Origin of the sequence: Stenotrophomonas sp. S41, from assembly GCF_016624625.1 — a bacterium.
Lineage (GTDB): Bacteria > Pseudomonadota > Gammaproteobacteria > Xanthomonadales > Xanthomonadaceae > Stenotrophomonas.
Window position 1 is genome coordinate 1 of record NZ_JACVTV010000028.1, and the last position, 18,679, is coordinate 18,679.

At 62.9% G+C, this 18,679-nt stretch carries 16 protein-coding genes and 1 tRNA gene; 4 read left to right on the plus strand and 13 right to left on the minus strand.

Features of this window, described 5'->3' with window-relative positions:
* Positions 1-59: 59 nt before the first annotated feature.
* On the minus strand, positions 60-1,352 hold the full coding sequence (locus IAE56_RS08290) for a tryptophan--tRNA ligase (protein ID WP_200752194.1): 1,293 nt from the start codon (positions 1,350-1,352) through the stop codon (positions 60-62).
* A 108-nt stretch (positions 1,353-1,460) separates the two neighbouring features.
* Between IAE56_RS08290 and IAE56_RS08295 the strand changes: the two genes are divergently transcribed.
* Complete coding sequence (locus IAE56_RS08295) at positions 1,461-2,273, plus strand: hypothetical protein (RefSeq protein ID WP_200752195.1); 813 nt, start codon at positions 1,461-1,463, stop codon at positions 2,271-2,273.
* Between the two features lie 79 nt (positions 2,274-2,352).
* Here IAE56_RS08295 and IAE56_RS08300 read toward each other — a convergent pair whose 3' ends face one another.
* The 3 genes from IAE56_RS08300 to rocF form a co-directional block, all read right to left on the minus strand.
* Complete coding sequence (locus IAE56_RS08300; protein WP_079224919.1) at positions 2,353-2,574, minus strand: CsbD family protein; 222 nt, start codon at positions 2,572-2,574, stop codon at positions 2,353-2,355.
* Positions 2,575-2,774: 200 nt separating this feature from the next.
* Positions 2,775-2,912, minus strand: a complete 138-nt coding sequence (locus tag IAE56_RS08305) for an entericidin A/B family lipoprotein (RefSeq protein ID WP_079224917.1) — start codon at positions 2,910-2,912, stop codon at positions 2,775-2,777.
* A 151-nt stretch (positions 2,913-3,063) separates the two neighbouring features.
* A complete protein-coding gene (gene rocF, locus IAE56_RS08310) occupies positions 3,064-3,984 on the minus strand; it encodes an arginase (protein ID WP_150455582.1) in 921 nt (306 codons plus the stop codon).
* 332 nt (positions 3,985-4,316) lie between these two features.
* Here rocF and IAE56_RS08315 point away from each other — a divergent pair, with 332 nt between their 5' ends.
* A complete protein-coding gene (locus IAE56_RS08315) occupies positions 4,317-5,132 on the plus strand; it encodes a hypothetical protein (RefSeq protein ID WP_200752196.1) in 816 nt (271 codons plus the stop codon).
* Between the two features lie 57 nt (positions 5,133-5,189).
* Here IAE56_RS08315 and IAE56_RS08320 read toward each other — a convergent pair whose 3' ends face one another.
* Positions 5,190-5,960, minus strand: coding sequence for a DUF3011 domain-containing protein (locus IAE56_RS08320; RefSeq protein WP_200752197.1), 771 nt, complete (start codon positions 5,958-5,960; stop codon positions 5,190-5,192).
* Positions 5,961-6,121: 161 nt separating this feature from the next.
* Between IAE56_RS08320 and IAE56_RS08325 the strand changes: the two genes are divergently transcribed.
* Positions 6,122-7,057, plus strand: coding sequence for a hypothetical protein (locus IAE56_RS08325; protein ID WP_200752198.1), 936 nt, complete (start codon positions 6,122-6,124; stop codon positions 7,055-7,057).
* Between the two features lie 499 nt (positions 7,058-7,556).
* Complete coding sequence (locus tag IAE56_RS08330; protein WP_200752199.1) at positions 7,557-7,961, plus strand: hypothetical protein; 405 nt, start codon at positions 7,557-7,559, stop codon at positions 7,959-7,961.
* A 438-nt stretch (positions 7,962-8,399) separates the two neighbouring features.
* On the opposite strand, the gene IAE56_RS08335 is transcribed toward IAE56_RS08330, so the two are convergent.
* The 8 genes from IAE56_RS08335 to IAE56_RS08370 form a co-directional block, all read right to left on the minus strand.
* A complete protein-coding gene (locus IAE56_RS08335) occupies positions 8,400-9,149 on the minus strand; it encodes a SprT family zinc-dependent metalloprotease (protein ID WP_200752220.1) in 750 nt (249 codons plus the stop codon).
* A 2-nt stretch (positions 9,150-9,151) separates the two neighbouring features.
* Positions 9,152-12,463, minus strand: a complete 3,312-nt coding sequence (locus tag IAE56_RS08340) for an HsdR family type I site-specific deoxyribonuclease (RefSeq protein WP_200752200.1) — start codon at positions 12,461-12,463, stop codon at positions 9,152-9,154.
* The gene (locus tag IAE56_RS08345; RefSeq protein ID WP_200752201.1) at positions 12,460-13,716 is read right to left on the minus strand and encodes a restriction endonuclease subunit S; all 1,257 of its coding nucleotides are present in this window, start codon (positions 13,714-13,716) and stop codon (positions 12,460-12,462) included. Before IAE56_RS08345 ends, IAE56_RS08340 begins: the two co-directional genes overlap by 4 nt.
* Positions 13,706-14,845 carry a RhuM family protein gene (gene rhuM / locus IAE56_RS08350; RefSeq protein WP_234455971.1) on the minus strand — a complete coding sequence of 380 codons (1,140 nt, stop codon included), beginning with the start codon at positions 14,843-14,845 and terminating at the stop codon, positions 13,706-13,708. The genes IAE56_RS08345 and rhuM overlap by 11 nt, the downstream gene beginning before the upstream one ends.
* Positions 14,838-16,364, minus strand: coding sequence for a type I restriction-modification system subunit M (locus IAE56_RS08355; RefSeq protein WP_200752202.1), 1,527 nt, complete (start codon positions 16,362-16,364; stop codon positions 14,838-14,840). The genes rhuM and IAE56_RS08355 overlap by 8 nt, the downstream gene beginning before the upstream one ends.
* Before the next feature lie 22 nt (positions 16,365-16,386).
* Entirely contained in the window at positions 16,387-16,992 is a 606-nt protein-coding gene (locus tag IAE56_RS08360; RefSeq protein WP_200752203.1) for a restriction endonuclease subunit S, read from the minus strand.
* 715 nt (positions 16,993-17,707) lie between these two features.
* Positions 17,708-17,783, minus strand: a tRNA-Thr gene (locus IAE56_RS08365).
* A gap of 40 nt (positions 17,784-17,823) precedes the next feature.
* Positions 17,824-18,669: an SPOR domain-containing protein gene (locus tag IAE56_RS08370; protein ID WP_200752204.1), complete on the minus strand. Its 846-nt coding sequence runs from the start codon at positions 18,667-18,669 to the stop codon at positions 17,824-17,826.
* Between the last annotated feature and the right edge of the window lie 10 nt (positions 18,670-18,679).

Genomic DNA, 18,679 nt, shown 5'->3' on the forward strand with positions numbered 1-18,679 from the left:
GGGCGGGCGGGGGGGCGGGGGCGGGGGGGGGGGGGCCCCCCCCCCCCGGCCACTACCCGTCATTCGGCGCGCAGCACCGCCAGCGCGGCCAGCACGGCATCAACCTCGGCTTCCAGCTTGAACAGCTCGCTCTGCAGCTGGTCGCCCTGCTCGGCCTGCTTGATCACGGCAATCAGCTGGCCGGCATCGCGCGGCGAATCGAAGCCTTCGCTCTGGATCAGCAGCGTGCCGTCGCCGGCGGTCAGCTTGAAGTAGAAGCGGCCGTCCTTTTCGCGGTACTGCTTGAACAGCGGTGGTGCCGCGCGGGCGACGCCGGCATCCTCGCTGGCGATGTCGCCGGCGCTGGACAGGTCACGCAGGCCCACGGCATGGCGCAGTTCTTCCAGCAGCGGGGCCGCCAGCTGCTCGCGCAGCTGCTGGCCACGGCGCTTGAGCAGCGCTTCGATCTTCTCCGGCTCGGCCATCAGCGCGTTGTAGCGCTCGCGCAGCGGCGACAGCTCGCCGTCGATGCGCTCGAACAGCTGCTGCTTGGCATCGCCCCAGCTGATGCCGGCGGCGAAGGCCTTGGCGAATTCGGCGGTCTGTTCCGGGGTGGCGAAGGCCTGGTACATCTGGAACAGCGCCGAGCCCTCGGTGTCCTTCGGTTCGCCCGGTGCGCGCGAATCGGTGAGGATCGAGAACACCAGCTTCTTCAGCTCCTCGCGCGGCACGAACAGCGGAATGGTGTTGTGGTAGCTCTTGCTCATCTTGCGGCCGTCCAGGCCCGCCAGGGTCGCCACCTGCTCGTCGATCACCACGTCCGGCAGCGGGAAATACTCCTTGCCGTACACGTGGTTGAAGCGCTGGGCGAAATCGCGCGCCATCTCGATGTGCTGGATCTGGTCGCGGCCCACCGGCACCTGGTTGGCCTTGAAGATGAGGATGTCGGCGGCCATCAGCACCGGGTACATGAACAGGCCGGCGCTGACGCCCGCGTCCTCGTCCACGCCCTCTTCGCGGTTCTTGTCCACCGCCGCCTTGTAGGCGTGGGCACGGTTGAGGATGCCCTTGCTGGCGATGGCGGTGAGGAACCACATCAGCTCGGTGGTCTCGCGGATGTCGCTCTGGCGGTAGAACCACACGTGCTCCGGGTCCAGGCCGCAGGCCAGCCAGCTGGCCGCAATCTCCAGGGTCGCGCGCTGGGTGCGCTGCGGGTCCTGCGATTTGATCAGGCTGTGCAGGTCGGCCAGGAAGAAGAAACTCTCGATGCCCGGGGCGCGGCTGGCGGCGATGGCCGGACGGATGGCGCCAACGTAGTTGCCCAGGTGGGGCGTGCCGGAGGGGGTAATGCCGGTAAGAACTCGGGTCGTCATGACTGCGTAGGGTAACCTTCGATGAACGGGGCCAGTTTACCGTGCCCACGACCAACCCCGTCAGGGCCTGCGGCGCGTTTGTTCACCCAACCCCGCCGGAGACGCCTAATGAAACGCCTGCTGCCCCTGCTGCTGATCCTGCCCCTGGCCGGCTTCCGCCCGGCCCCGCTGCCGCTGCCTGTCTCCGAAAACGGCCCGGTCCGCATGAGCCTGGTTGACCGCGACCGCGGCACCGAACTGCGCAGCTACCCGGCCGACGGTCAGCGTTGGGTGGCCGGCGAGCGCGGCCATCGCTATGCCGTGCGCCTGTACAACGACAGCCCGCGGCGCGTGCTGGTGGTGCTATCGGTGGACGGCATCAATGCCATTTCCGGCGAAGACGCCAATCCCTCGCAGACCGGCTACGTGCTCAACCCCGGCCAGAGCGCGGACATCACCGGCTGGCGCAAGAGCCAGGACGAGGTAGCCCAGTTCGTGTTCAGCAGCCCCGGCGGCAGCTATGCCAGCCGCACCGGGCGGCCGGACAATGTGGGCGTGATCGGCATCGCGGTGTTCAACGAAATGTACCGCTGGCGCCCGCAGCCCCGCCCAGAACCGCGCCTGCGGCAGTTGCCGCCACCGGCGCCCGCGGCCCCGGCGGCCGAAGCGGCCGCTGACAGCAGCGCCAGCCGTGCCGAAGGCCATGCCGCCAAGTCGCAGGCCCCGGCACTGGGCACCGGCCACGGTGATCGCGAGACCTCGCAGGTGCGTGACACCACATTCGAGCGCGCCAGCCGCGGCCCTGCCCAGGTGCAGGAGCTGCGCTACGACAGCGCACGCAACCTGCGCGCACGCGGCATCGTGCTGGATACGCGCTCGCGCCTGCCGCGCGAACCGCAGGCCTTCCCCAACCGCTACGTGCCCGACCCGCCGGCACGCTGAGGCAGACAGCACGACGCCCGCACCATCACGGTACGGGCGCCGGGCTGTGGGGGCGCGCTGTGGGGGAAGCGCGACGGACTTACTTGAAGTCCGGATAATCCTTGCGGACGCTGTCGGAGAACTCGTGCACTTCCTTCTCGGCACGGTCCTTGGCCCAGCCATAGCGTTCCTGCAGACGGCCCGCCAGGTACTCGGCGTTGCCCTCGGCCACATCGAAATCGTCGTTGGTCAGATCGCCCCACTTGGCCTGGGCCTTGCCCTTGAGCTGCGACCACTTGCCGGAAATGATGTCTTTGTTCATTGCTGGAGTCCTCGGTTGCAACGGCGTTCTTACCGTGGCTGCAGCTTGGCGCACTCAGCGTTGAACACCAGTCAACCCGCAATGAAAAGCATGCTCACCTGCTTGAATGATTCACTACCGACGAGCTCGTCTGCGCGAAATGCGAAAAGAAAAAGGCCGGGACAGTGTCCCGGCCTCTTTAATTCGGCACCACCCCGGGCTCAGTTGCCCTTGGCGGCATCCTCAACCGACTGGCCAGCCTTCTGCACATCCTTGCCGGCGCCGGCAACGGTGTTGCAGCCAGCCAGCATGGCCACCGAGAACATCGACAACAGCATCAGGGCAACTACACGCTTCATGGGTTTTCTCCTGGGGTTCGCCACTACATGGTTTTCATCGCGCTTGGCCATTTCCACGGTGGAACGGCCTTGCGTGAAGTGCAATCTGGCGTCTGCCGCGTGCAGCGAGTGTGAACAGGCCCCGAAGCCATTCAGGCGCAGGCCGCCGGACTCAGTCGCGCATCAGCGTGGACTTGCCGAACAGGCTCTCCACCAGGTCCACGGCCAGCTCGGCGGTCGCGTTCTGCGTGTCCAGCAGCGGGTTCAGTTCAACGATGTCCAACGAGCCCATGCGGCCACTGTCGGCGATCATCTCCATCACCAGCTGCGCCTCGCGGTAGTTCACCCCGCCCGGCACCGTGGTGCCCACGCCCGGGGCGATGCTCGGGTCGAGGAAGTCCACGTCGAAGCTGACGTGCAGGTGGGTGTTCCCGTCGATGCCGGCCAGCGCCGCTTCCACGGCGCGCTTCATGCCGTTCTCGTCGATGTAGCGCATGTCGTAGACATCGACCTTGTGGGTCTTGATCAGGCGCTTCTCGTCCGGGTCCACCGAACGGATGCCGATCTGGTGCATCTGCGCCGGGGTGATGGCCGGGCTGCTACCGCCCAGCTGGGTCAGCGCGTCCGGGCCGAGGCCGCACAGGCAGGCCACCGGCATGCCGTGGATGTTGCCCGACGGGGTGACATCGCTGGTGTTGAAATCCGAATGCGCATCCAGCCACAGCACGCGCAGGGTCTTGCCCTGTTCGCGGCACCAGCGGGCGACGGCGGTGATCGAACCGATGCCCAGGCAATGGTCGCCGCCCAGCATGATCGGCATGCGCCCGGCCTGCAGTTCAGCGTAGCTGGCGTCCATCAGCGCGCGGTTCCAGGCCACCACCTCGTCCAGGTGGCGGTAGCCCTGCACGGGCGAGGTCCACGGGTTGCGCGGGCCATCCAGGTTGCCCAGGTCGCGCACATCCACGCCGCGCGCCGCCAGCGCCTCCGGCAGGCCGGCCACGCGCAGGGCTTCCGGGCCAAGCCGCGCACCACGATGGCCCGCGCCCACGTCGGTGGGCACGCCGATCAGGGTGACGGAAATGGGGTGGGCCATGGGTGCCTCCTGCAGACGAAAAAGAAGCACAGTCTAGCCAGAGGGATGTGACACCACTCGCGGCGGTGCAGCAGGAGCATTCAACAGCCAGAGCGCGGCAAGCACTTCCCAGGTTCTCCGGAATCCCCTCTCCTCCCAGCCGCCTTCCCCCGGGACGTGCGATCAGCCCCACAACAGGACCGGATGATGCAGTTTCCTTGACCGCGACAATGGGAGTGCCGAGTATCCGCGGGAAGGCAACGTGGGAAACGGCTGTTCGAACCCAAGGAGAGTGATTTGCAGAGTCTGTACAGCAGGGACGCGCCAAGGATCCCCATGGATTGGGAGGCACATTGAACATCGCCCGCACGTTCGCGCTGTTGGCGCTGGGTGTTCTTTCAGCCTCTTGCACGGAGGCCGATGACGCCCCGGTTGAGTGCACTGCAGGTGGCAATGCAACCTTGAGCCCGGTGGATGCCGATGGCTCTGACGCTATCGTTTTTGGCGAGATTCACGGGAACGTCCAGACGCCGCAATTGTTTTTCGACGCTGTCTGTAAATTCGCATCGAAATCAAGTCCACCCCTTGTAGGCGTGGAGATGCCCGCCTCTTCCATCAAAGCCGTCAGAGACTCAGCCGGACGCGGGAGGCAGGAGGTGTTCAAGGACGTCTTCTGGGCCAGATCGAGGGACGGTCGATCAAGTGCCGCGAACCTGGAACTGATCGAGCGCCTCGTCCGACTGGAGTCGCAGGGATTCATTCGACTTGTTGGGTTCGACAAGCGAGTAACGGGTAGAGAAGATTTTGGCGTAAGCTCGTTGTCAGCATTGGCGTCCGAGGAGCAAGCGACAGGTGGGAAGGGCAAGTGGATTCTGCTCACCGGCCGGGGTCACTCAAGATATGGCAATGACCCGTTGAGCCTGTCGTACGCCCTCGTCCAAAGCGGACGCAGCACCCGCGTTGTGGATCTGACCTTGGCCACTGGAACTACCTGGGCCTGCGTGATGGGCGAATGCAAGGTTCAGCAAACCGGAAGCGGTGAGTGCGAGAGCTCCTCCATGCCGAGGGAACCCGCACCAGGCACTCGTCTACAGGTCAACAATCTCTGCATTGACTCAGCAACTGCATCTGCTCCGGCGGCAGACTCAGCGGCCGCCAGCGGCGAGTAGTCGATGGTGTCGCCTCCCTGCAGGCCCCGGCGCACCACGCCGGGGGCAGGTCGGCGGTCAGCGGCGGCGCACCGGGGTCACGCTCTGCACCTCGCCGTTGTTGCGCAGCATGCACAGGAAGCGCCCATCGGGGTAATCGATGATCAGCTCCTGGTAGTCGCTGCCCACCGGCACCTGGGTCACCAGCGTGCCCTGTGCGCCCTTGCGCGTGTTGCAGGACCCCAGCGCAGTGCCGCCGCTGGGCGCGGTGTACGCAGCGCGCGAGGTATTGCGGAACACCGCGCGGCAGCCGCCGTTCACCCACACCGAATGCCGCGACAGGCCCCAGTTCTGGCCCTGCTCGCAGCGGGTGTGGCTGATCTGGCGGGCGACTTCCACGTTGCCGCGCGTGTCCATCTCGCACGACACCTGGCGCTGGTCGGTGGACTCGCATGTGACTTCGCGCGGCAGCGCCGCACCTTCGTCGTCACTGTCATCGTGGCGGCGGCGGTCATGCCGCTCGCCTGCCACGGGCGCGCCGCCGCCGCTGACCTGGCAGATGCCATTGGCGCCGCCCCGGCCGGTGTAGCTGATCTGCGGCGCACCGTCGTCACCGGTGGTGATCGACAGCGTCACCCCGCTCTGCGCGTCGCGCGCTTCGAAATAGCGGTCGTTGAAGCGCTTCAGCGCCGCCTCGCGCCCCTGCACGTACACCGGGCCGCCCTCGTCGGCGTGCACATCCAGGCCGCCGGGGCAGCTGGCGTTGAAGAAGGGCACGGCGGCCATGGCCGGGACCGCGAAGGCGGAGCACAGCAGTGCAGCAGCAAGGGAAACAGCGTGGCGGCGCATGATCGATTCCCGAAGTGGCCCGGACGGGCGGATGGCCACAGTATGCGACGGCACCGGGATGGCAGTTCGTGAGGAGCGTCATGAAGACGGGGACAGCGCTGCCGAACCTGCAGGGCCGGGGCTATCATCCCGGCTCACCCACGGATGATTGGTTACCTGCCATGGCCGCACCGGACTTCGAACGTGCCCAGCAGTCGCTGCTGGAACTGCAGCAACGCATCCACGCCTTCAGCCTGGAGACGGCCGACGAGTACGACCTGGACATCGCCGACCCCGCCGGGCCGCTGTGGTCGGCACTGCAGACACGCCTGACGGTGGCCCCGTTGTACGGCGGCCTGCACGTGGAATTTTTCGGCAACCCGTGGGATGCGCCGTTCGAATGGACGCTGGCCTGCCTGTCCGATCCAGCCGTAGCTGCGGCGGTCATGTCGCTGTGCTTCACCGGCGGGGATGAGGGCGCCAACGGCACCCGCGAATGGGAGTTCACTGCCCTGCTGGACAGCAACGTGCAGTTCCCGCGCCTGCGTTCGCTGGTGGTCACGCCCACCGCGCCGGAGCACCACAATGCCTCGCTGATCCAGCGCGCGGGCTCGATCATGGAAGAGGCTGGCGAGATCGCCCGCTTCGCCAGCCGTGCGCCGTGCCTGACCGAACTCGTGGTGCCCAACGCGCCCGATGCCAGCTTCTTCGATGTGCCGCTGCCGCATCTGAACATCCTGCAGATCGGCCCGGGTAGTGACACCCAGCACTTCATCGAACACCTGGCGGCGTCGCGCAACCTGCCGGCGCTCGGCCTGCTGGATTTCAGCGAGTCCACCGAACTGCAGTTCACCTGGGCCGATGTGCGTGAGGCCGATGCGGTGACGCCGTTCGCCGCCTACGAGCGCCTGTTCGCCAGTGACGCGTTCGCACCGGTGCACAGCTTCCGTCTGCGTAACAGCGCGCTGTCGCCGGCGCAGTTGCAGGCGCTGCAGGCGATGCGGCCGGGCCTGCAGTTCATGGTCATCCAGGCGGGCATGGGCGGTTACGTCAGCCATCTCGCGCGGAACGTGTTCCCGTGGCGACATCTGGTGCCGGGCGATAGCGGGCAGCGCTGAGGCGCGCTTGGTGCTGCGCGGATTGTGTGCAAGGTACGGCACGGCGGCTAAGGCTGCTTTGCAGTGCAGATGCCGATTGGCCTGCAGCGTGGTGGTGTAGTCGCTTGCGCCAGCGCATTGCGATCACGCCCGCGCGAATTGTCGTTTCTGCCTAGAAGACGAGCGAAACAAGCCAATCGCGATAATTCATTCTTCCTTTCGGGAACGGCGAATTCATCAGAACAATTGATTGGTGCGTCACGGCTTGGCGTGCCCAAGATGAATTGCTGCCTGCATCGGGTAGCCGGGACTTCCAAGCCCGTGTAGCTGGTGTTGTTTACGCTTGTCAGCCGGCGTCGTTCCCGTGTGGGCGACGTCGGCTGGCAATCCGTCTGCTGCGTTATGGCAGGCGGTGCGTGGGGGCCCTGTGCCCGCCGGCTCACCAACTCCCGGTCTTGGAAGCCACGCATCGCCTGCCACCCTTCCCGGTGGCACCTCCGTTCCTGCCGAGGATGCCCGCATGTCCAAATCCCGCCACCCGTACCTGGCCGCCACGCTCGGCGACGCCATCACCCGCCTGCCGCCCGAACTGGCCCAGCCGCTGGAAGCCGCCTTCGCTGCCGCGAACGAAGCGCCCTCCCCCATCACCCTGCGCAGCTGCCTGCAGCAGATTGCGGCCGGCGATACGGCCAACGGACAGCCATGGCCTGGCCCGGTCCGCACACCCGGCGAGGCCGTCGCCAACGCGCGCCGGGATCGCGCAGCCACCGGCCTGGTGTCGCTGCTGGAGCTTTACCACGCGACCGAACGCGTGCGCGTGGATGGCGAGGAGAAAGACGATATCGGCGACGGCTCGCGTGAGGGACTGATGCTGGCCTGCCGGGGCCTGGCCGAGTACGTGGCGCTGCAGTCGCGGGCTGGGTGAGCCACACGCTCTGCGTTGTCCGGATGTCAGACTGCCGCGCCTGCTGAAAAACATCAGCACCGCACGCTACAGCGCAATTGCGCAGCATGTGATGACAGGCGTTGAACGCACCATCCAGGCAAACCCGCGACTTTCGCTTGCGAGCAGCAAGGAAGGTCACGATGTTGAGTTCCTCCTTGTCAGCGCACCCTCGGAGGGGCAGCCTGGCGCCTCTGCGGCGGCTCCTTTCCGGCCGTTATTCGTGTTGACAGACAGGAACGGAAAATTCCTGTCCACTGACACACTCAGGTACCCGTAAGGGCCGCCAGACGGAAGTAAAGCTGAAATTTCGGATGCCTCAGGCAAAAAGAAGCTCGCAATGATCTTAATGTGGCCATTGGCTGGTTGATATGAGTTTGGATTTATTTCAAATAGCTGAAAGCCCCAGCCAACAGCACTCTAGATTCGAAATATTTCCTCAGCCATGTTGTCGAGCTTCTCCTTGACCGCTCTCCAGCTTGGCATGTGTCGATCAAGTGTTCGGTAGAAATTTGGACTGTGATTGTGGTGAAGGAGGTGGCACAACTCGTGGAGAAGTACGTAGTCGATGCACTCACGTGGAGCCTTCACCAGCAACGGGTTCAGTGTGATACGGCCCAAGGGTGAGCAACTACCCCATTGCACAGTCATGAACTGCAGGCGTGTTGATGGAAGCTGCTTGACCCACCGGAGGGGAGCTGAAACTACCGCAAGCCGGTCAGCAAACACCTCCCGCGCTCGCTGGCGATACCAGGCATCCAACGTTCTTCTGATCGTGGCTGGTGCTTGCTCTGGTGTCGTCACGGAGATGAAAGCACCCCGCATCCTAGCCTGGGTCTTTGAGCTTGCGTCGACAACAACCTTCAGGCGATAACGCCGGCCCAAGTAGTGCAGTGATTCACCACTTACGTACTCTCTAGGCAGCACATGGGCTAGTCGCGCCTTGGCAGCACTGACATGCTGGCTGATCCAACGCGCACGTTTTTTAACCGCAGCCAAAACCTCTGCCAGTGGTGCCGTATCGGGAGCATCCACCAGCACGCGTGCGTCCGGTTCTACATGAATGGCAACGTGCGTCTCAGCGCGCGACTGCTGGCGGCGCAGACTGAAGACAATGACCTCATCACCATAGGCGATGCGATGCTGCGAGACACGTCCTATGGCTTGCATGCTCAAGACTTGCTCAATCCGACACGCGTGATCTGGATGACTTGCTCGACCACTAGCTTTGCGTTATCCAAACCCAACGTGCCGAACAACAGAGGAAGCAGACCCTTGCGAATGGCCGCCTCAAGGTTCTGTGGGTTGAGCGAGTTCTCGGCCACTGCGTCGCGCACCACGGTGTCCATGGCAATTGCTTGTTGCACCAGCTTGTCCGTCGCATCAGCACTCAGGGCGGCGAAGACCTCTTCCCCCACCACCAGACGCATGGCTCCAAAGTAGGCCTTGGCATGTGACTTGTCTGCCAATGCATCTGGCATGTTCGGGGTGGCACGGGCGTCCAGCTTTTCCTCGAAGGACTTGAACATAGCGTACTGCTTCAACGGATGGTCGAACATGGCCTCCGCTTCAGCGATAGCCTGACGCAGCAGTTCGCCAAACACCTTCTGCGCATAGGGGTCGGCCGCCAGTTCCTGCTCGATGGTCTTCCGCAGCCGGGTGCGGATCATGTCCGTCTCGTTGCGCGTCTTCTCTTCCGACCAGTCCTTCGGGTCTTCTGCTTGCCCCAACTGATGCACCAGATAGACGCCTTCAGGTTCGCGCACTTCTGTCCCGATGACCTGCTTGTCCACCAGCTTGCGGATCTGTTCCTCGTAGACGCTGTAGTCTACCGTCTCCATGGCATCGCGCCGGGCGGTCTGGCGCAACTCGGCAAAGAAACGAAGGTCTGCCTTGTAGCGAGCGATCTGTGCTTCAGAAAAGCTCTTGTCCTCAAAGAAGCTGCGGGATGAAAGCGCCGTCTGCAAGCACAGGCCGAAAGCGGTCAGTGCCTCGTAGAAATCGTCTCGCAGCCTCTGCCGCTCGTCATACTCCTCGCCGTCACTGCCTTTCACGAACTTCGGTGCGAGCACTTGCCGGTACTGCTCGCTGTCGAGCTTGTTGGTCACAGACTTGAAGAACGACCACACGTTATCGTGCAAAGCAGGCAGGCGCTTGTACTCCGTGCTGAACTGGTGGTACAGGCCCTCCAAGTCGCTGATATCAAAGCCACCTTGCGTGCGAGCTTCCAAGTCCTGGTAGGAGCGGATGGCAGTGTCGAGTTCCTTCAGGATCCCTCGATAGTCCACCAATACGCCGTAACGCTTGGCGTCATGCAGGCGGTTGACGCGGGCTACGGCCTGAATCAGGTTGTGTCCTTTCAAGGGCTTATCGATGTACAGCACCGTGTTGCGGGGCTCATCAAAGCCCGTCAGCAGCTTGTCTACAACGATCAGCAAGTCAGGGGCACCGTCCGTACCAAAGTCACTGACCACGTGCTTCTCATAGGTCTCGGCATCGTTGCCGCAGGTGGCCATGGCTTGCTTCCACCACTTTTGCACCTCGGGCAGCGTGTCCTCGTCCACATCGGAATTGCCTTCACGCGTGTCCGGGGCCGAGATCACCACCGCACTGGTCACCAAGCCGGTGTCGTCCAGCGCCTTCTTGTACCGAATGGCATCGAGCTTGCTGTCGGTGGCAACCTGTCCCTTCAGGCCGAGAGCCAGCTTCTTGATGTTCTCGTTGAAGTGGGTGGCGATGTCCCAGGCGATCAACTCAATGCGGTTGGCTGCACCGTAGATGGCGCCCTTCTTGGCGAACTTCTTTTTCAGGTCGGTGCGCTGGGCATCGCTGAGGTTGCTGGTGATCTTCTCGAACCAGCGGTTCACCGCCTCTTCGTTGATGTCCAACTCGGGGACACGCTCTTCATACAGCAGCGGGGCCACGGTTTCGTCCTCCACCGCGCGCTGCATGGTGTACGCGTGCACGATGGGTCCGAACTTGTTGGCTGTCTTCTCGCCCTTGAGCAAAGGCGTGCCAGTGAAGGCGATGTAGGCGGCCTTGGGCAGCGCCTTCTTCATGCGCTCATGCGTCTCACCGCCATGGCTGCGGTGACCTTCATCTACCAGCACGATCATGTCGGCCGAGTCGTTGCGGCATTCCGGCAGCTTGGATGCCGTATTGAACTTGTGCACCAGCGTGAACGTGATGCGCTCGGTGCCTTTGCCGATGCGCTGGGCCAGGTCACGACCAGACAGCGTGCGACTCTTCTCGCCATCCTTCTGCGTGGCGGTGCTGGAGCCAAAGGCGCCACCGGTCATGAAGTTGCGGGCGAGCTGGGTTTCCAGGTCAATGCGGTCGGTCACCACCACCACACGGCATTCCTTCAAGGCATCCACCAGTAGCAGCGCTTTGGTCAGGAACACCATGGTGAAGCTCTTGCCCGAGCCTGTGGTGTGCCACACCACGCCACCCTCGCGGCCACCACCTTGCGATTCGGGCTTCATCTGGCTGATACGCTCCAGCAGCGCACGGATGCCGAAAAACTGCTGGTAGCGAGCCACGATCTTGCCAACCTTGCGGTCGAACAGCACATAGCTACGCAGGAATTCAAGCAGCCGTGCCGGGGTCAACAAGCTCACCAGCAAGCGGTCCTGCTGGGTAGCCTGCATGGGAGCGCTCCACAGCGTGTCGAAGTACGCGGCCAGCGCGGCAGGCTTGCCGTCGAACAGCGCAGCGCGCACTTCCGGCTTGAGTGCCTTGTTTTTGAGCGCCTGCACGTGGGCTTCGTCGAACTCTTCCTCCCGCCACTTTGCCCAGAACTTGGCCGCCGTGTGCGTGGTGCCGTAGCGCCCCTCGGTCTGGCTGATGGACAGCAGCAGTTGCGCATAAGCAAACAGGCTGGGAATCTCGTCTGGCCGCTGGTTGCGCAGGTGTTGGCTGATGCCCTCCGTCACCATCGCCTTGGCGGGGTGGCTGCCACCGCCCGACTCCGGCCGCTTGGCCTCGACCACCACCAGCGGGATGCCGTTCACATACGCCACTACATCGGGCGTGCGGTGGTGTGTGCCTTGTGCTGCCAGCACTTCCAGCTCTTCGGTCACATCCCAGCGGTTGGCATTTGCGTCAGCCCAGTCGATCACTGCGATGGTGGGCTGATGCTTTTTGCCATCGGGCATGAACTCCGTCACCGTGATGCCCAGCGCCAGCTTGCCGTACAGGCGTTCATTGGCAGGCATCAGTCCTTCGGCCAGGCTGAGTGCCGATAGCTCACGCACGATCTGGTCAATACCGCTGGGCGAAAGCGGGTACCACTCGCCCTTGTATTCGTAGCGCCGGGTCTGCAGCACCTCGATCAGACGGGGCTTGAGCAGCACCTCGCGCGTGCTGCCGCGCAGGGTCAGCGCCTGGGCTGTGGTCAGAAAGTTCCAGCCCAGGCTGCACAGCAGGTGCAGCGCGGGCAAGTGGGCGCTGTACTGCTCACGGGAGTTTGGCGTGCTATTCATGCCTGGACCTCTGTTTCGGTGTCCGGCAATTTGACGCGGCGCCTGCCGGTCAGGAGCTGGGACATGAGGGCAGATTTTTCTTGGCGCAATGCCTGTACTTGAGCCTGCAGCCGTGCCTCCTCTGACCTGGCGACGTTGATGACCTCAGAAATTCGCCGCTGTTCTGGCGCGGTCGGAATGTGGAGCTTCAGTTTGAAGAAATCGGTCACGCTCACGTTCAGCAGCCCATGATTTCGCGCACCTTCTTGAGCAATGCCTTCAATCTCCTGATTCAGCAGGCCTGCTTCAAAGTAGTGACGGAAGAAGTCGAAATCGGCGTCCACGTCCTCGCGCAATTTGAAGCACAGGTAGAGGCTTGAAACTACACCCGCGTCATAGGCCATCAGCGGCTTGATTGCCCCCATCGGGTAACCTGACGAGTAGCTCTTGTTGTAGGCGAAGTCATACCGATGCAGCAACGTATAGCCGCCGAGGTTGGCACTGGCAATGGACTTGTTGAAATAGTCGCGTTGACTGATGAGCCCATGCTCCCCTGAGATCGTCAACACATTGGTGTTCTGCGCACTGTTCTTGCGCGTAACTCGCTCAAAAACAGTATTGAGATCCACGAAACGCCACTTATCCGAGAATTCGGCAAAACGGCGGTGGCCTGACAACATAGACGCCATCAGATCACGCGTGCACCGCTGACTATTCGCCAGCAGACGCTCCGCAGTAGCAATGGCCTGATCCCAGCTGGAGAGGATTTGGGCGATGCGGCGTTGCTCCGCGGGGTTGATTGGGCAAGGAAATTCAAACTCTCGAATGTCATTCGGACTAATATGAGGAACCGCCGTCTGGGTTTTCTGGCCCCTCAGATGTTCGATAAAGCGGTGTGTCTGTAGAACTTGCGCCAGGTAGCCTTGATCAAAGTTTTTCTTCGCGCGAAGTCTGGCCACTCGCTGAACCAATAGCGAGGGCAAGTCCTGTTGTCGAACTACACTGCATTTGAGCCCTGCATTCACAATTGGACGGTCCATTGCAAGGACGATGTCACCCGCTTGCATTTCATAACGTTGGAGTGCGTCGGCGTAGGGAGTCGCCCAGTGCTTAGCATCGTCCCAGCGCAGCGAACCTTGAATGATGTTGTCGCCGCGAAGCAGCCTTATCGCGGACTCCCGAGCTTCCACATAGTCTTCACTGCGGAACGCATTGCCGGTTAGCAGATCTGCGTAGTCTTCGACTGCTTGCTTCTTCCATTCCTTAGGCAGCATCGCTCTCCCCCTTCTTCTTTTTCAGCCGCTTTGCGACTTGTTCCAATTCGTTCAAGGTATCTACGTCGGCCGATACCGGACCAAGCACGCGTACGGCATACGCCTCGCCCTCAACCTCCAATGCCCCACGCCGCTGCGCAGCAAACTGCTCGTACTCGTTCTGTGCATGGGCTACCGCCTGCTTGTGGGACACCTCGCCGGCGCCCACCAGCACTTGCCGGTCATTGAAGCTGAGGAAGGCGTCGAGCTTCTCGGTCCAATCCTTCAGGAAGACTTCCTTGCGGCGCGTGGCCTGGTCTTCGGCAAAGTCCAGCCACATGGTCACGATGCGGTTCAGCTCGGTGATCTCCTGCTCGGTCTGGTAGTTCTTGGCTACGCCCACGTCGGCCTTCTGCACTTGGCCCGTGCGGGTGGTGGTCAGGCCCATGTTCGGCTGGGTGTGGTCGGCGCGCGTGCGGATGATCTCGGCGGCGGTCTGGCCCGACACGGCGTAGTGCAGCTTGTTCTGGATGATGCGGAAAAAGGCGGTGGTCTCGGGCAGCGTGGGGGCGTAATCAGCCGCCAGGGCAAAGATTTCGCGCACCCGCAGGTACATCCGGCGCTCGCTGGCGCGGATGTCGCGGATGCGCTCCAGCAGCTCGCCAAAGCGGTCGGGCAGCACTGAATCGCCCACTGGCGGGTTTTTCAGCCGCACGTCGTCGAGCACGAACCCCTTGAGGAGGTACTCGCTCAGGTTGGCCGTGGCCCACTGGCGGAACTGGGTGCCGCGTGCCGAGCGCGCCCGGTAGCCCACGGCCAGGATGATGTCGAGACTGTAGAAGCGGACGTTGCGGCGAACCAGCCGCCCCCCCTCCTGGCGAACTTGTAAGCCGGACTTACAAGTTGCCTCGGGGTCGACCTCACCCTCCGCGTAAATGGCTTTCACATGCTGGGTAACGTTCTGCGGCGTGGTCTGGAACAGCGTGGCGATTTCGGCCTGGCTGAGCCACAGCGAGTCGCCCTCGGCCCTCATTTCCACGCGGGTGAGGCCGTCGTCTGTGGTGTAGAGAACAAATTCGCCTTGGCTTTCGACGTTGGCCGATGCAGCCATCGCCTTGGTCGGCTTGCTGGGTCTTGACGCTTTACTCATAGCCCAGCTCCTTCAAGTAGACGGCCATCTGAGCTTCCAGGCTGGCCAGCTCGGCTTTGAGCTGTTCGCGCTCCTTGCGCACGGCCATCAGGTCGATCTCGGCTTCTTCCTCAAAGGTGTCCACATAGCGCGGGATGTTGAGGTTGAAGTCGTTCTCGGCAATTTCGGCTGGCGAGGCGAGGTAGGCGTACTTGTCCACGCTTTGCCGTGTGGCGGCGGTATCCAGGATGCGCTGCAGGTCAGCTTCGCGCAGCAGGTTCTGGTTCTTTCCGGCCTCGAAGTCGCGGCTGGCGTCGATGAACAGCACCCTGTCGTCGGCCTTGTTCTTGCGGAACACCAGCACAGCGGCGGGGATACCGGTGCCATAGAACAGTTTTTCCGGCAGGCCGATCACCACGTCGAGCAGATTTTCTTCGATCATCTTCTGGCGAATGCGGCCCTCAGCAGCGCCTCGGAACAGCACGCCATGGGGTACGACTACCGCCATCCGCCCGGTGCCAGGCTTCATGGTCTCGATCATGTGCAGGATGAAGGCGTAGTCGCCCTTCGTACGTGGCGGCACGCCCCGCCGGAAGCGGCTGAACTTGTCGGCATCGGCCCCCTCGAAGCCCCACTTTTCCAGGCTGAACGGAGGATTGGCCACAACGATGTCGAAGTGTTTGAGACTTGCGGCACCGTCGAGCAGCTTGGGGTTGCGGATGGTGTCGCCCCACTCGATACGGTGGTTGTCCTCGCCATGCAGGAACATGTTCATCTTGGCCAGCGCCCAGGTACTGCCGATGGCTTCCTGCCCATAGAGCGCGTACTTGCGTGAACCAGTGTTCTCACGAATCAGGCGACCGCACTTCATCAACAGCGACCCTGAGCCGCAGGTGGGGTCACAGATTTCGTCACCCTCTTGCGGCGCCATCAAGCGCGCCATCAGTGCGGAGACTTCGGGCGGGGTATAGAACTCTCCCGCCTTTTTACCGCTGGTGGAGGCAAAGTTCTTGATGAGGAATTCGTAGGCGTTACCGATCACATCGAGCTGGCCTACACGGCTGGGGCGCAGATCCAGCTCGGGCTTGGCAAAGTCTTCCAGCAGGTGGCGCAGGATGTCGTTCTTCTGCTGCTCGTCGCCCAGCTTGTTTGAATTGAAGCTGATGTCCTGGAACACATCGCGCAGCTTGGTGATGTTGGCTTCTTCGATGGCGTGCAGTGCCTTGTCGATGCGTTCTCCGTTGCCAGGGCTGTGCCGCAGGGCGTGCAGGGCATAGAAGCTGGCACTGGCGGGCAGCACGAAACGCTCGTTCTTGAGCATTTCCTCGATCAACTCGGGGTGGTCACCGTACTGCTTCTTGTAGGCGTCGTAGTGGTCTTGCCAGACATCCGACACGTACTTGAGGAACAGCATGGTCAGGACGAAGTCCTTGTAGATGCTCGGGTCCACGGTGCCGCGGAAGGTGTCGCAGGCGGCCCAGACAGCGGAGTTGATGTCTTCCTGACTGACAGAGGCGATTTCGGTGGTTGTGCTGTTCATGATGTTTGAGCTCCTGCGTTGTTCAGTGACCGGCCTGTGCGGCATGCACAAGACTCTCTGCGAGCGCTTGAAGTTGCTGCTCGCGGTTATGAATGAGTTGATTGAGCACGTGGCGCTCCTGACGGGTAAGGTCAGCCAGGGCAACGATGCGTTGCTGATCCACCAGCGACGGCACGAACAGCGTGAGCGATTCCAGTACGGGGCGCCGGATGCTCAGCTGGCTGCTGCCTTCAGCGGCTTGCTGAAGCTGACGCTGAAATGGCGGTTGGTTTATTTGCCACGCCAGGAAAGCAGGCAGCAATAGACCTTGGGAGGCCACTCGGAGCAAAAAGAAGTGAGGGCTGCACACAGCAGGGCTCGGCGGCTCATCAATGCATACGGCATAGAACCGAGCACCTTTAGCGACGAACAATATGTCCCCTGCCGTGAGCCAGTCAGGTGGTTTGCGGCCTGCAAGCGTGGTGCGCGTAACGTCAGACCATTTGACGCCATGGTCAAGGTCAACATCCCTCATCTGCACCGCCAGAACTTCACCATCCTCCGACTCCTCAATGGAGCCGCGAAAAGGGTAGCCGGCCTGAATGGAGATCAACCCCTCAACCTTCAAAATTTCTGCATCAATCTTCATGCTGCACATCTTACAGTGGCGAAAAACGCCAATGCGAGTCTTTTTTTGCATCATTTCAATTGATGCAGCTCAAATTCCATCCCTTCAGCAACTAGTGAGTCGAGGGTAGCTGCTGGGGGCAGGCGCGCTTTACGCGGAGCTGGGTAGCTGTGGGCTGCTTTTCACGCAATCGGTCCAGGTAATCAGCCTGTGCCTGCATCATCTTCCGATGCTCCGGCAGGTGCTCTGCAAGGTTGTATGCCGCTTTGATGAGATTCCTCTCGGAGTGTGCCAACTGCCATTCGATGGCATCTGAGGTCCAGCCCATCTCATGCAACAAGGCATACGGCGTCGTGTACTGCCCGTATAGCCATCGATAGCTCTCAGCAGCTCACCGACCTTGGCAGGCTCCGTGATCGACGCGTAGCTCCAATTCTTGGCGGTCTTCAAAGCACCCCTTAGTCGGCAGTGCAGATGCCATCATTCGGGGCGTCGACCCAACCAAGGGTAGGCGCAGGTTTCCAGCAGCCGCTTGGCCTTGGTCCAAGTATTGACTGCTAGGTCCCTCCGCCTCTCCAAATGTCTGCCAGTCGAAATCGCCTTTGCACCCCGAGTTGTACCCCCGGTTGGCATGAATAGCGCTGGACTCCGATGTACGTCTAGGCACAAAAAAACCCGCATCTCTGCGGGCTTAGTATGAATTCTGGATTTGCTTGGACGCGATGGGCTCAGGCGATGGTGCCGCTTATCCGAATCGAACGGATGACCTACTGTTTACAAGACAGTTGCTCTACCAACTGAGCTAAAGCGGCATGGGTGCTTCACCGGCGGCAGCGCCGCGGTGGGGCGATTCTAGCGCAGTCGCGTGCATTCCAGCGACCGCTGCTGCGCGGCACCGCTGCGCTGCTGCGCCTGCGCCGGTTCGCTGCCGGCGGCCAGCTGCCCTTCCAGCCACCACTGGCCAGCGTCACCACTGGCCACCAGGCGCGGCTGGAAACCGGCCGCCTGCACGGCGGCGATGCGGCGCTCGGCGCCTTCGCGGTTGCGGTACTGGCCCAGGGCGATGGCGTTGCTCTCTTCGCCCTGGCTGATGATGTAGTAATCGCTGAGGCCGGCAGCGACGATGCGCTTGACCATGGCCTGGGCGTCTTCGCGGCTGGCAGCGGCCGGCAGCAGCACGCGGTAGCGGGTGCTGCCGCTGGCGGCGGGCTGTTCGCGCAGGCGCGCCGGGGCCAGCAGCTTGCCGGCACGGCCCTGTGCGGCGACGGCCGCGGCACGGTCGGCGAACGGCCCGAGGGCGACGCAGCGCGGCGGCGCGGCAGGCTTCTCCACAGCGGGCGTCTCGACCACGGGCTTCTGCACAACGGGCTCGGCCGGCTTGGCGGCCGCGGCCACGGCAGGCGCGGTCTCCGCGGTCGGGGCGGCGTCGACTGGCGGCGCGGCTGCCGGTGCCTCGGTGGCGGCCACGGCAGCGCTGGGCGCAGCCTCGCGCTCCTGCAGTGCCTCGGTCGGCGCGGCGGTGGCGGCGGTCTGCGCCACGGCAGCGGCATCGGTGCCGCCCGGCAGCCAGCGCAGTTCGGCCACGCCGGTGGCGGGCTGGGGCGGCGTGGCCGGCGCGGGTTCACTGCGCAGCAGCCACCAGCTGGCGACGCCTACGTTGAGGATGGCCAGGACGACGATCAGGGCACGGGTCAGCATGCTGCCGATA